Annotated in this window: 11 protein-coding genes and 1 pseudogene; 8 read left to right on the top strand and 4 right to left on the bottom strand. The window is 68.2% G+C overall.

Features of this window, described 5'->3' with window-relative positions; genetic code table 11:
- Nucleotides 1–70: 70 nt before the first annotated feature.
- Nucleotides 71–247 (top strand): annotated as a pseudogene (locus ACWELJ_RS29755) (helix-turn-helix domain-containing protein); the annotation flags it as partial.
- A 174-nt stretch (nucleotides 248–421) separates the two neighbouring features.
- Complete coding sequence (locus tag ACWELJ_RS29750; protein ID WP_452369429.1) at nucleotides 422–826, top strand: VOC family protein; 405 nt, start codon at nucleotides 422–424, stop codon at nucleotides 824–826.
- Between the two features lie 3 nt (nucleotides 827–829).
- On the opposite strand, the gene ACWELJ_RS29745 is transcribed toward ACWELJ_RS29750, so the two are convergent.
- Both ACWELJ_RS29745 and ACWELJ_RS29740 read right to left on the bottom strand, forming a co-directional pair.
- Entirely contained in the window at nucleotides 830–1,444 is a 615-nt protein-coding gene (locus ACWELJ_RS29745; RefSeq protein ID WP_452369428.1) for a class I SAM-dependent methyltransferase, read from the bottom strand.
- Between the two features lie 71 nt (nucleotides 1,445–1,515).
- Complete coding sequence (locus tag ACWELJ_RS29740) at nucleotides 1,516–2,910, bottom strand: alpha/beta hydrolase family protein (protein ID WP_452369427.1); 1,395 nt, start codon at nucleotides 2,908–2,910, stop codon at nucleotides 1,516–1,518.
- A gap of 168 nt (nucleotides 2,911–3,078) precedes the next feature.
- Here ACWELJ_RS29740 and ACWELJ_RS29735 point away from each other — a divergent pair, with 168 nt between their 5' ends.
- Together ACWELJ_RS29735 and dnaE are read left to right on the top strand one after the other, a co-directional pair.
- Nucleotides 3,079–4,323, top strand: coding sequence for a serine hydrolase domain-containing protein (locus ACWELJ_RS29735; RefSeq protein WP_452369426.1), 1,245 nt, complete (start codon nucleotides 3,079–3,081; stop codon nucleotides 4,321–4,323).
- Nucleotides 4,324–4,523: 200 nt separating this feature from the next.
- Nucleotides 4,524–8,075: a DNA polymerase III subunit alpha gene (gene dnaE / locus ACWELJ_RS29730; protein ID WP_452369425.1), complete on the top strand. Its 3,552-nt coding sequence runs from the start codon at nucleotides 4,524–4,526 to the stop codon at nucleotides 8,073–8,075.
- A gap of 69 nt (nucleotides 8,076–8,144) precedes the next feature.
- On the opposite strand, the gene ACWELJ_RS29725 is transcribed toward dnaE, so the two are convergent.
- Both ACWELJ_RS29725 and ACWELJ_RS29720 read right to left on the bottom strand, forming a co-directional pair.
- Nucleotides 8,145–8,762 carry an MspA family porin gene (locus ACWELJ_RS29725; RefSeq protein WP_452369424.1) on the bottom strand — a complete coding sequence of 206 codons (618 nt, stop codon included), beginning with the start codon at nucleotides 8,760–8,762 and terminating at the stop codon, nucleotides 8,145–8,147.
- An 87-nt stretch (nucleotides 8,763–8,849) separates the two neighbouring features.
- Nucleotides 8,850–9,071, bottom strand: coding sequence for a hypothetical protein (locus ACWELJ_RS29720; protein WP_452369423.1), 222 nt, complete (start codon nucleotides 9,069–9,071; stop codon nucleotides 8,850–8,852).
- A gap of 87 nt (nucleotides 9,072–9,158) precedes the next feature.
- Between ACWELJ_RS29720 and ACWELJ_RS29715 the strand changes: the two genes are divergently transcribed.
- The 4 genes from ACWELJ_RS29715 to ACWELJ_RS29700 form a co-directional block, all read left to right on the top strand.
- Nucleotides 9,159–9,596, top strand: a complete 438-nt coding sequence (locus tag ACWELJ_RS29715) for a nitroreductase family deazaflavin-dependent oxidoreductase (protein WP_452369422.1) — start codon at nucleotides 9,159–9,161, stop codon at nucleotides 9,594–9,596.
- Between the two features lie 110 nt (nucleotides 9,597–9,706).
- Nucleotides 9,707–11,032, top strand: a complete 1,326-nt coding sequence (gene ilvA / locus ACWELJ_RS29710) for a threonine ammonia-lyase IlvA (protein ID WP_452369421.1) — start codon at nucleotides 9,707–9,709, stop codon at nucleotides 11,030–11,032.
- 270 nt (nucleotides 11,033–11,302) lie between these two features.
- Nucleotides 11,303–12,487: a DUF2235 domain-containing protein gene (locus ACWELJ_RS29705; protein WP_452369420.1), complete on the top strand. Its 1,185-nt coding sequence runs from the start codon at nucleotides 11,303–11,305 to the stop codon at nucleotides 12,485–12,487.
- 74 nt (nucleotides 12,488–12,561) lie between these two features.
- The coding region (locus ACWELJ_RS29700; RefSeq protein WP_452369419.1) for a serine/threonine-protein kinase at nucleotides 12,562–13,878 on the top strand (1,317 nt) is incomplete at its 3' end.

Raw genomic sequence — 13,878 nt, 5'->3', positions numbered from 1 at the left:
AGTCCGAATCTGGTCACGGTAAAGTGAGCGACACCCATTGGGCCGCCGAAATTTTCGGTGGTTTGCCGGAAGGGCACCGTCGGTTCCGATCCAGGCCGCCCAGATCGCCGCCGCCATCGGCATCTCCCGCGCCACCGCCCAGCGCTACCTGGCCACCCTCGTCGGCGCCGGCGACCTGCGTATGCAGCTGCGCTACGGCAGTACCGGCCGCCCGGAACAGGAGTACTCGGCGCCGTCGCCCCGCTGACGCGGTTCCCGGTTCGGGCTGTGCCGCGGCGATCTCGATGTGATCGGTCCCATACGGCGCGGGGTCTGGCGAGATCGGTTGCCGATGGCTAACGTCAAGGGGAGTGGCGGTGCTCCTGTCGGCCGACTTGTACCGGTCCAGGGTCGGGATCGCCACGAACACAGGAGAATTCCTATCACTATCCAGTTCAACCACACCATTGTCGCGTGCACGGACAGCCGCGTTTCCGCCGAATTCTGGGCGGACATTCTCGGGGTGGAGGTGGGCAAGGAATGGGGACCGTTCATTCCGATCACCGTGGGAAACGGTGTCACCTTCGACTTCGCCAATCTGCCACCGGATTTCGAGGGCGAGCCGCCGACGCAGCACTACGCCTTCCTGGTGTCCGAGGAAGAATTCGACTCGGCCTACGAGAAGATCCAGCGGTATGGGCTCACCTACTGGGCCGATCCGCGCCGGCAGGGCGTCAACCAGATCAACCACAATGACGGCGGCCGGGGCATCTATTTCCTCGATCCCTCCGGCCACGCCATGGAATTGATCACCGTCCCCTACGGCGGCTGGCCGCAGGCGGAGTAACCGTCACGGGGCGACCGCGGTGCCCAGATTGAATGCCACCCAGGGCTTGGGGCCCTGCTGGTAGTACCGGTCGATATCGCGGATCTGGAAACCCGCGGCCTCGATCAGTCCGGGGATATCGCGGTTGAGATGGCAGCCACCGGCCACCGTCTGCTCGAGGCGATCGAGCCGGTGCTGCCATTTCCGGACACCCGGATCCGGTGCGAGTCCGTGCTCGACGAAATGAAAAGTGCCGCCGGGCACCAGCACCCGGCGCACCTCGGCGAGCGCGGCCTCGACATCGGGGATCGTGCACAGCGTCCACGTCGACAGCGCGGAATCGAAACTGTCGTCCGCGAACGGCAGCGACTGCCCGTCCAGGCCGGCGCGCTCCACCGGAACCGTCGCCGCCGCGACGCGTCCGGCGGCCATGCGCCAGCCGAGGTCGGCGGGCTCGACCGCGCTGACGGACTGCACCGCCTCCGGATAGAACGGCACATTGCGCCCGGATCCGAAGCCGATCTCGACGACTCGGCCGTGCAGTCCGGCGCACACCCGCTCGCGCTCACCGTTCATGTTCTTCGCGCCGCAGCACAGGTCGACCAGCCGCGGCACGACCCGATCTTCGTAGAATCCCACGACACCACTCTCGCAATCGGTTCGCTCGTACGCCACTCTGTCGGTCGATACGAGCGAACCGGGCGGGCAGTTCAGTGGCCGGGCGGGAAGCGCTGGGTCAGCCAGCCGGTCACGGTGGTCAGCACCTGCGGGTCGATGGTGGTCTCGATGCGGGCGTACTCGTCCGGGGTGCCCTTGTCCGCGGGCTGCATCAGGTGATTGAGACCGTCGAACACGGTCACCGTCGCGTCCGGATCCGCGGCCAGCAGCGTTCGTGCCGGGCCCGCGTTCTGGGCCGCGGGCACCTGGAGATCCTTGCCACCGTAGAACGCCAGCACCGGAACCCGCAGCGCCGACAGCGCCGGGGCCGGGTCGTAACAGACCAGGGCCGCCATATACGGCGTCACCAGCTCGTCCATCGCGTCCTCGGAGAGTCGTTCATCCGCGGCGAGGGTGTCATTGTGCTGGCGCACATAGTCCTTGGCGGCCACCAGATCGCCCTTGCACAGCAGCGCCGACAGCGTGGAAGTGAACCCGACCTGCTTGTCGACCCGCTCCGGCGAGGCCCCCTGCGCGGCCAGGATCAGCCGATTCTGTTCCAGCAGCACCTCGGAACCGGGGACCGCCGGACCCGCCATCATGATCACGAAGGCGACTCCGCTGTCGGGCCGCTGCGCGTAGAGCGGCGCGAGATACCCGCCCTCACTGTGCCCCAGCAGCCCGATCCGCTTGGCGTCGATCTCCGAACGCCCGTGCAGGAAGGCCATTCCCGCGGCGATGTCGCCGGTGAGATCGCTGTAGCTGGCACTGTTCAGGCGCCCGCCGGTCTGCCCGACACCGCGCTTGTCGGTGCGCAACACCGCGTACCCCGCCCGGGTGAGGGTGTCGGCGAGCAGCAGGAATGGCTTGTGGCCCAGCAGTTCCTCATCGCGGTTGTTGGCGCCGCTGCCGTTGATCAGCATCACCGCCGGGAACGGCCCGCCCGTCTGCGGTTCGGTCAGCGTCCCCGCGATCGTGATGTCACCGCTGTGATAGCTGATGTCCTCGGACTTGTACGGGTAGGGCGGTTTCGGTTCCTGCGGCCGCGGCGGCCCCTCGACCTTGCCGTGGGTCAGGGTCAGCGGGAACGACTGCCCGGACTGGGTGAACTGCCCCTTGATGCTGTCCGAGCCCTTGTCGTAGACGCCCTGGAACGCGGGCTTGCCCGGAATCTTGGTGAGCGTCCAGGTCACGGCATCCGCGCCGGTCTTCACCTCGCTCAACGGCGCGTCCACCACCCCCTGCGCCGGAATGTCGATGGTGGCCTTGCCGTCGCCGGTGAAACTGACCCCCACCGCCAGCGGATGATCGGGCACCTCGATATTCCCGCGCCAATCCCCGGTCACGGTGGCCGGTGGCGCGCTTTCCTGATTCGACGACGAACATCCGGCGACCAGCGCGGCGATCACGACCAGCGCCGCCGCAACCATCGACCACGGCTTTCGCATCGCCCCAGCTTACCGATCCAGCGCGGGCGCTCCGCTGATCTCGATAAACCCCGCGCGTATAACGCCGGGGTCACCGCCCGGTCACCCGGAATAACCACTGGGCCAACGGCAATAACTTCCCGGTGTCGTCATTGCCCGGCCCGACTGGTCACTCGTACCGTGGAAGCCGTGAGCAATGACGCTACGGGGCCCGCCGGCCTGCCCGCCACGGTGGGCGGTTACGCGGCCGCCGAATTCGGCCCGCTGGTCCGCACGTTCGCCCGCTTGGTCGGCGGTCACCCAGGGGCGGGCGGCGCGCTCACGGTGCACCTGCGCGGGGAGCCGCTGGTGCGGATCTGGACCGGCGAGGCCGCGCCGGGCCGGGCCTGGGACGCCGATACCGGGGCCATCGTCTTCTCCGCCACCAAGGGCATCTCGGCCACCGTCATCCACCGGCTCGCCGACCGCGGTCTCATCGACTACGACGCCCCCGTCGCCCACTACTGGCCGGAATTCGCGGCCAACGGCAAGGGCCGAATCACGGTGCGGCAGTTGCTGTCCCATCGCGCCGGACTGTACGGGCTGCCCGCGATCGCCCGCGGCCTCGACGACGTGCTCGACCACCGCATGATGGAAGACCATCTGGCCGCGGCGAAACCCGATCATCTGCTGGGCGTCCCGACCTATCACGCGCTCACCTTCGGCTGGCTGCTCGCCGGTCTGGCCCGCGCCGTCACCGGGCGCGGGATGGCCGAACTGTTCCGCACCGAGGTCGCCGAACCGCTGGGCGCGGAGGGCATCCACCTGGGCCTGCCGCCGGCCGGATCGCCGACCAGGGCCGCGGTGCTGAGCGGCAACAAGCTGTCGGCGGTCGGCACGAATTACGTCTCGCTGGCGTTGGGTCGCGCGTATTCACTGCCCGGCGCGGTCGGGGCGGCGGCGCGGGCGCTGTTCCTGCCCGGCCTGGATCAACTTCTCGAAGGCGAGAACCCGCCGATCCTGCACACCGAACTGGGCGCGGGCAACGGCGTGTGCACCGCCACCGGACTGGCCACCGTGTACGGGGCGCTCGCCAACGAGGGCATGCACGAGGGCCGCCGGTTCCTGTCACCGGAGACCATCGCGGCCATGCGGCGTGTCGAGACCTATCATCTCGACCGTGCGCTGTTCTACATCCCGATGATGTGGCACATGGGTTATCACTCGCTGCCGGTGCCGGGGGCGCGCGCCGGCTTCGGGCACATCGGATTGGGCGGGTCCTTCGGCTGGGCGGAGCCCCGGCTGGGCCTGTCGGTCGGATTCGTCCACAACCGGCTCGGCCTCGGCGCCATGAGCCTGGACCAGATCGCGTCGGCATGGGTGCTGCCGCTGGCGGTGCGGGGCGCCAACGCGGCGCGCCGCACCACTACCCTCGCCCGGCCCGCCGCCGCCTGAGCCGAACCGGTCGCGGCCCGAGCCTGATCCGCGCGGCCCGAACCTGATCCGCGCGGTGATGGCCGCGACCGGTTCGCGGTGACCTCTGCCACGACACGCGGAAGCCGCCACGCCGTTAGCCCATGTCAGTTTCCTGGGCCGACCCGGCGACACCCCGCGCGCCTGCGAGGGGTGTCGGGCGGTCCGCATAAACTGCCCGTGTGTCAGCCTCGCCGGGATCATTCGTCCATCTCCACAACCACACCGAGTACTCGATGCTCGACGGCGCGGCGAAGATCACGCCCTTGTTCAAAGAGGCGACCCGGCTCGGTATGACCGCCGTCGGCATGTCCGACCACGGCAATATGTACGGCGCCTCGGAGTTCTACAACTCCGCCAAGAAGCAGGGCATCAAGCCGATCATCGGCATCGAGGCCTACATCGCGCCCGAGTCCCGGTTCAACACCAAGCGCGTGCTGTGGGGCGATCCGTCGCAGAAGGGCGACGACGTCTCCGGTTCGGGTTCCTACACCCACATGACCATGGTCGCCGAGAACGCGACCGGTCTGCGCAACCTGTTCAAGCTGTCCAGCCTCGCCTCCATCGAAGGCCAGCTCGGCAAGTGGGCGCGGATGGACGCCGACATCATCGCCGAGCACGCCGAGGGCATCATCGCCACCACCGGCTGCCCGTCGGGCGAGGTGCAGACCCGCCTGCGCCTGGGCCACGAGCGCGAAGCCCTCGAGGCCGCCGCCAAGTGGCAGGAGATCTTCGGTCCCGAGAACTTCTTCCTCGAGATCATGGACCACGGCCTGTCCATCGAACGCCGGGTCCGTGAGGGCCTGCTGGACGTCGGCAAGAAGCTGGGCATCCCGCCGCTGGCCACCAACGACTGCCACTACGTGCACGAGCACGACTCGGGCAATCACGAAGCGCTGCTGTGCATTCAGACCGGCAAGACGCTCTCGGACCCGACCCGCTTCAAGTTCGACGGCTCGGGCTACTACCTCAAGTCCGCCGAGGAGATGCGCGCCATCTGGGACGCCGAAGTCCCCGGCGCCTGCGACAACACGGTCCTCATCGGCGAGCGCGTCCAGTCCTACGACGACGTCTGGGCGCACCGCGACCGCATGCCGATCTTCCCGGTGCCCGAGGGCTACACCCAGGCCACCTGGCTCGAGCACGAGGTGATGAAGGGCCTGGACCGCCGCTTCCCGAGCGGGCCGCCGCAGGAGTACATCACCCGCGCCAAGTACGAGCTCGGCGTCATCAACGAAATGGGCTTCCCCGCCTACTTCCTCGTCGTCGGTGACCTCATCACCTACGCCCGCTCGGTCGGCATCAATGTCGGCCCGGGCCGTGGTTCGGCGGCCGGCTCGCTGGTCGCCTACGCCATGGGCATCACGAACATCGACCCGATCCCGCACGGTCTGCTGTTCGAGCGCTTCCTCAATCCGGAGCGCGTGTCCATGCCCGATATCGATATCGACTTCGACGATCGCCGCCGCGGTGAGATGGTCCGCTACGCCACCGAGAAGTGGGGCAGCGACCGGGTCGCCCAGGTGATCACCTTCGGTACGATTAAAACCAAAGCGGCGCTGAAGGACTCGGCCCGCGTCCAGTTCGGCCAGCCGGGTTTCGCGATCGCCGACCAGATCTCGAAGGCGCTGCCGCCGCCGATCATGGCCAAGGACATTCCGCTCTCGGGCATCATGGATCCCGAGCACGAGCGGTACAAGGAGGCCGCCGAGGTTCGTGAGCTCATCAACACGAATCCGGACGTCAACAAGATCTACGAGACCGCGCGCGGTCTCGAAGGCCTGATCCGCAACGCCGGTGTGCACGCCTGTGCCGTCATCATGTCCAGCGAGCCGCTGACCGACGCGATCCCGGTGTGGAAGCGCGCGCAGGACGGCGCCATCATCACCGGCTGGGACTACCCGTCGTGTGAGGCCATCGGCCTGCTGAAGATGGACTTCCTGGGTCTGCGCAACCTCACGGTCATCGGTGACTGCCTGCAGAACATGAAGGCCAACCGCGGCATCGACCTGGACCTCGATACGCTTCCGCTGGAAGACGCCGCCACCTACGAATTGCTCGCGCGCGGTGACACTCTCGGTGTATTCCAGCTCGACGGTGGCGCCATGCGCGATCTGCTGCGCCGTATGCAGCCCACCGGCTTCGAGGACATCGTCGCCGTGCTCGCGCTCTACCGCCCCGGCCCCATGGGCATGAACGCGCACAACGACTACGCCGACCGCAAGAACGGGCGGCAAGAGGTCAAACCGATTCATCCCGAACTGGAAGAGCCGCTAAAGGACATCCTGCGTGATACCTACGGCCTGATCGTGTATCAGGAGCAGATCATGCAGATCGCGCAGAAGGTCGCCGGGTACTCCCTCGGCCGAGCCGACATTCTGCGCCGCGCCATGGGTAAGAAGAAGGCCGAAGTCCTCGAGGCCGAATTCGAGGGCTTCGAGAAGGGCATGCTGGAGAACGGTTTCACCAAGCCCGCCATCAAGGCGCTGTGGGACACGATTCTCCCGTTCGCCGGTTACGCGTTCAACAAATCGCACGCCGCCGGCTACGGCCTGGTGTCGTTCTGGACCGCGTACCTCAAGGCCAACTACCCCGCCGAGTACATGGCCGGTCTGCTCACCTCCGTCGGTGACGACAAGGACAAGGCCGCGGTCTACCTGGCCGACTGCCGCCGCCTGGGCATCCAGGTGCTGCCGCCGGACGTCAACGAGTCCGAACTCGAATTCGCCTCGGTGGGCAACGATATTCGCTTCGGCATGGGCGCGGTCCGCAATGTGGGCGCGAACGTGGTCGCCTCGATCATCGCGGCGCGCAAGGAGAAGTCGAAGTTCACCGACTTCTCCGACTACCTCAACAAGATCGACGCCATCGCCTGCACCAAGAAGGTCACCGAATCCCTCATCAAGGCAGGCGCTTTCGACTCGCTCGGGCATCCGCGCAAGGGCCTGCTGCTGGTGCACTCCGACGCCATCGACGCGGTCATGTCGACCAAGAAGGCCGAGGCCATCGGCCAGTTCGACCTCTTCGGCGGCCTCGACGACGCCGACGAGTCGATCGCCAGCGTCTTCAATGTGAAGGTCCCCGACGACGAATGGGAGACCAAGCACAAACTCGCCCTGGAACGGGAGATGCTGGGCCTCTATGTGTCCGGGCATCCGCTCAACGGCGTCGAGCACGTGCTCGCGGCCCAGTCCGACACCCAGATCCCGGCCATCCTCGAAGGCGACGTCAAGGACGGCGCGCAGGTCACCATCGGCGGCATCTTCGCCAATGTCACCCGCCGCGTGAACAAGAACGGCCTGCCCTGGGCCTCGGCCCAGCTCGAGGACCTCACCGGTGGCATCGAGGTGCTGTTCTTCCCGCAGTCCTACTCGGTCTACGGCATGGACGTCACCGAGGACGCCATCGTGCTGGTGAAGGCCCGCGTCAACGCCCGCGACGACCGGGTCTCCCTGATCGCCAACGACCTTGTGGTGCCGGATCTTTCGTCGATCGGGGTGGACAAGCCGCTGCAGGTGGTCATCCCCACCCGCCTGTGCACCCCCGACAAGATCGGCGAACTCAAGCGCGTGCTCTCGCGCCACCCCGGCACCGCCGACGTCCACATCAAGCACGTCGGTTCCCGCGACCGCACCACCAAACTGAAGGTGGCCGACAACCTGCGCGTCTCCCCGTCCTCGGCGCTGATGGGCGACCTCAAGGCCCTACTCGGCCCGGGCTGCCTCGCGGGCTGACGACCCGCCTCCGCCAACTCCCCGTGTGCCCCTCGCATCGGCGAGGGGCACACGAGATCTCGGAGTGGGTCAGAGCCAGGTCGGGTCGCCGAAAACCGCGCCGCTGTCGTCGGTTTCGGGTGACTTGGCGTAGGCGTAGGTGTACTGCCGGATCGAGACCGGTCCGGCGCACTGGTTCACCACGATATGGAAGTCGCGGACGACGATCTGCACCGTCTTGCCCGGCAGCAGGTCCTTGTCGGCCACGGGGACGTCCTTGACCTCGCCCGGGGCCAGATTGACGCTCAACGGCACCTCGATATTGGGGCCGATGATGACCACTGAGGGATCGACCTGGCTCACGTTCACGGTGGGCGCGTACCACTGGGGGATCACCCCGAGGTTGCCGTTGGGCAGGGTGACCGAACAGCCGACGTGGAAGCCGGTCTTGATCTGGCCACCCGCGATCCCGTCCACGCGCGCGTAGACCGTACTGGTGGCCAGTGCCTCGCGTGTGGTGCCGACTTGATTCAACGGCGCGATCCGGTTGACGGTCTCGTCGCGCGCGCCGACGGTGAAACTGCCGAAGGTGGACTGGAAGGTCCGTTCATGAGGGGTCAGGGCGACGATGTCGGCGTGAGCGGGCCGGGCGCAGGTGAGTGCGGCGGCGACGGACAACGCGAAAATGCCGAGGTGGGACGTCCGCATGCGAATCAACGTAATAGGGAGTGCGCATGAATGGGCCGACCAACACGGATGAACGTCCAGTTTGAAATCTGGCGTCCAGGATCGAGATCAGCGCTGGACGGAACCGGCGATCCACCGCAGGGCCGCGATCACGGCCGCGCCGAGCACCGCGGCCTGCGCGGACCCGGTGATCAGGGCGAGGGTGACGGCGACCACCACACCGGCGAACAAGGCTTCCAGCTTGAAGACCGGCCATGCCGTCCCGGCGATATCCACGGCCGCGACGCGGGAGGCGACCCGCTCGGTGTCCGTAGGGTGAACCACTGCCATATGGTCAGGGTAGACGTCGAACCAAAGTTCGGGCAACCGAAACTTTCTGTCGGGAACAACACACGGGCCCGCACGGTTGCCGCAGTTATGCCACTTCACGGAGAGTACGAACCCAGCACGTCCGACTGGGCCCGAGAGCAGGCCGAGAAGTACGAGACCTCCGGGGGAGCCGAGGGCCACACCCTGCAGGGCGTCCCGGTCATCCTGTTGACCACCCGCGGCAACAAGTCCGGCAAGCTCCGCAAGACCCCGCTCATGCGCGTCGAGCACGGCGGCGAGTACGCGGTGGTCGCCTCGCTGGGCGGCGCGCCCAAACATCCGGTCTGGTACTGGAACATCAAGGCCGACCCGCACGTGGAACTGCGCGACCGCGACGTGGTCAAGGACTACGACGCCCGCGAGGTCTCCGGCGACGAGAAGGCGCTGTGGTGGAAGCGGGCCGCCGAGGTCTGGCCCGACTACGACGCCTATCAGCGCAAGACCGACCGCGAGATCCCGCTGTTCGTCCTCACCCCGCGGGCCTGAGCGAGTCCCCGTTCGGCGGAGGCGGCGCCGAAATGGGCGCTGCCTCCAAGCGGGCGCATGCTCCCGGCTAGCATGTTCGGGTGCCTGATCCGCTTGTTGTAGCAGAGAAAGTGTCCGGTCCGCTGCCCGAATTGACGGCGGACGAGATCGACGCGGCTGCCAAGCGAATTTCGGACATTATCGAGCCGACGCCGCTGCAGCGGATTCCGCGGCTGTCGGCGCTGACCGGTGCGGAGGTCTACCTCAAGCGCGAGGACCTCACCGCCGTCCGGTCCTACAAGCTGCGCGGCGCCTACAACCTGATGGCGCAGCTCACCGACGGCGAGAAGGCCGCCGGCGTGGTCACCGCCAGCGCCGGAAACCACGCGCAGGGCGTGGCTTTCGCGTGCAAGGCGATGGGCGTGCGCGGGCGCATCTACGTGCCGCGGACCACCCCGAAGCAGAAGCGCGACCGGATTCGCGTGCACGGCGCGGAATTCGTGGAACTCATCGCGGTCGGCGACACCTACGACGCGGCCGCCGCGGCCGCCGCCGACGATGCGACCCGCACCGGGGCCACCATGGTCCCGCCCTTCGACGATCCGCGCACCGCGGCCGGGCAGGGCACCATCGCCGCCGAATTCCTCGAACAGCTCGGCCGCGCACCGGATCTGGTGATCGTGCCGGTGGGCGGCGGCGGCTGTCTCGCCGGGGTCGGCACCTATCTGCGCGAACGTTCGCCGCGGACCGCCATTCTGGGCGTCGAGCCCACGGGCGCGGCGTCCATGACCGCCGCGCTGGTGGCGGGCGGCCCGGTCACGCTGCCCGAGATCGATCCGTTCGTGGACGGCGCGGCCGTGCGCCGGATCGGCGCGGTGCCCTACACCGCGGTGTCGCGCTTCGGTGGCCTGGTTCGTTCGCACGCCTCGCTGCCTTTACTGACCAGTACCGAAACCGAGTCCGGCGCGGGCACTTTCCGCATGATGCACGTGGACGAGGGCGCGATCTGCACCGCCATGCTGGAGCTGTATCAGAACGAGGGCGTGGTGGCCGAGCCCGCGGGCGCGCTGTCGGTGGCGGCGCTGCGCGAGCTCGACATCGAGCCGGATTCGACGGTGGTGTGCCTGCTCTCGGGCGGCAACAACGACATCTCCCGCTATGGCGAGGTGATCGAACGCTCGCTGGTGCATCAGGGCCTGAAACACTATTTCCTGGTGGACTTCCCACAGGAGCCCGGTGCGCTGCGCCGCTTCCTCGATGACGTGCTCGGTCCCGACGACGACATCACGCTGTTCGAGTACGTCAAGCGCAACAACCGCGAGACCGGGGCCGCGCTGGTCGGCATCGAGCTGGGCAGCCCGGACTGCCTGCAGCCGTTGATCGCGCGGCTGGAGGCCTCGCCGATCCAGGGCCAGCGGCTGGACCCGAACTCGCCCGCCTACCGGTACCTGACCTGATCACCGGTATCTGACCTGACCCGGTGCCCCGTGTGATCCGACTCCCGTTCGGATCACACGGGAGCGATCGTCCCCGTGGGCTCAGCTCACGGTGCCACGCCGATCGGAACGATTCATGACCGATCGGGGGCCGGACCCGGCGTGTCAACAGCCGTCGTGCGGGTATTTGTGGGGGCGTGGGCGGAGTTAACGGCTGCGTGGCGGGGCCGCGATTATTCGAGTAGTTCGCTACGCAGGAAACCGGACGGTCAGAACGGGAGGCTGGCGTTCATGAAAAGACTCGTTGTGTGTTGCGACGGCACGTGGCAGGCCGAATCGAACTCGGCGGTGTCCAATATCGTGAAGATCGCCGAGACGGTCCGGCTGACCGGCACCGATCAGGACGGGAATCGCGTCGGCCAGCGCATCAACTACGTCCCCGGACCCGGCTCGCGCGGGTTCATGTCCGACAAGCTCATGGGCGGGGCCTTCGGGCTGGGTCTCGAGGCCAATCTGTCCGCCGCCTACTGGCAGCTGGCTCTGAACTGGGAACCCGGCGACGAGATCTACATCTTCGGCTTCAGTCGCGGTGCGTACACCGCCCGCAGCCTGGCGGGGATGATCAACCGGCTCGGCATCCTGACCTACGAGGCCATCATCGGCGGCCAATACCCCAAGGCCTTGCGGATCTACAAGACGCGCAAGAAGCACGCCGACGATCCGGACCCGCCCGAGTGGGCCGAGTTCCGCGCCCGGAACTCCCACCCCGAAACCCCGACCATCAACTTCCTGGGCGTCTTCGACACCGTGGGTGCGATGGGCGTGCCCGGCCTCACCGCGCGCCGGCACCGCTTCCACGATGTGCGGCTCTCGCGCATCGTGCTGTGCGCGCGGCAGGCGCTGGCCATCGACGAGCGGCGGCGCGCCTTCTCACCCTGCCTGTGGGAGGTCCCCGACGATCAGCGCGAGCTCTACGCCGACCGGCCCGACCGGGTCAAGCAGGTCTGGTTCGAGGGTGTGCACTGCGATATCGGCGGCGGCTACGCCGACTGCGGCCTGTCCGACATCACGCTGCGCTGGATGATCGCCGAAGCCGAGGCCACGGGCCTGGCCTTCGACCACCATCGGCTCGACACCTTGTTGCGTGGCTGCCCGTTCGACGCGCCGCACCTGCACGATTCGATGAGCCCCGGCTTCCGGATCCTCAATCTCGCCCGCATGGCCATGACCTGGAGCAGCCCGCGCTTCTACTGGGACTCCTGGCGCAAACTGCTGCAGCCCGGCGACCAGGACAGCTTCGTGGCCTCCACCGTCGAGGAGCGAAAAGACTACCGCCCGGCCAATATTCGGCGCTGGTGCGAGCACCGCCCCGGCCCCGTCCCGCCGGAGTTGATCGAGCGGATCGACCTGGTCCCGCTGCCCCGGCATCCGGCGAGCATCGACGAGGAGCACGGGCCGGAAGAATCCGCCGCCTGATAATGGGCTGCCGGACCGGCGTGACGGCGTTATCCTCCTCCCATCGGCGGGCTCCGGGAGGAGGTGCGCGGACGGTGGTCGCAACCGAGCTGGTCGCGGGGTCGGTCTTCGCCGGATACGTCATCGAGCGCCGGCTCGGCGCGGGCGGGATGGGCACGGTCTACCTGGCCCGGCATCGGGCCCTGGACATGCCCGTCGCGCTGAAACTGCTCACCCCCATGGTGACCGGCACCGCGGGCACCGCCCAGTTCCGCCGCGAGGCGCAGCTGGTGGCCAATCTGCAACACCCGAACATCGTGGACGTCAAGGACTTCGGCGACGCGGACGGCACGCTGTGGATGGCCATGCAGTACGTTCCCGGCGGCGACCTGGCCGACCTCATCGAGGCCAATCCGTACGGCATCGACCCCGAGCGGGCCGTCCGCATGGTCGCCGACGTCGCCGCCGCCCTCGACTACGCCCACGCCAACCAGGTCATCCACCGGGATGTCAAGCCCGCCAATATCTTCCGCACCACCGGCACGGCGGGCGCGGACTGGATCCTGATCGGCGACTTCGGCATCGCCCGCAGCCTCGCCGCCGAGGAGACCCAGACCGCCACCGGCCGCTGGGCCTTCTCCCAGCCCTACGCCCCGCCCGAGCAATGCGCGGGGCGCACCGTCGGCCCGCCCGCCGACGTCCACGCCCTGGCCGTCACGCTCTACCAGCTCACCACCGGCCACCTGCCGCGCGAGATCCCGATTCCCGCAACGGATCCGAGCCTGCCCGGCCGCCTCGGCGCGGTGCTGGCCAAGGCCACCGCCTGGCAACCGGGCGACCGCTACGCCGGCTGCGGCGACCTGGCCGCCGCCGCGAAAACCGCCCTGCGCCCGCGCGACTCCGACCTGCCCGTCCGCCCGGCGATCGCGAACCCCATCGCCCGCGCGGACGTCCTCGACACCGCCCCCACCGAATTGAGCCCGGCGCACCCCGAATCGCCACCGATGCCGTCCATCGACACCGATATGGCCTGCCTGCTGGCCGCGGATTCGGCGGAGACCGTGGACGCGGGCACCGCCTGGCCCCCGGAGACGAACCCGATCGGTGACCAGGGCACGACTGCCGACGAGTGGCAGAGCGCGAATCTCCGTGCGCCGCAGGCTGAGAACGGCATCGTTGCGGCGGGCGCGGAGAACGCCGGACCCCCGGACGCCGATCCGGTCCGGCCCGCTCCCCTCGGCGCCGCCGGTGTCCAGGGGAGTGCCGCCGCGCGGGCGGATAACGCGATGGCAGATGCGACGCGCACCCGCGTGAGTGACGCGGCCGACGAGGAAGGGCCCTGGGACGGCGACCGCGAGGCGTGGAACCCCGAAGCCACGCGCGCGGCGGCGGATGGCGCCCGCCGATCGGCC

The organism is Nocardia sp. NPDC004582 (assembly GCF_053602115.1).
This window is presented reverse-complemented; position numbering and strand designations above follow the sequence as displayed.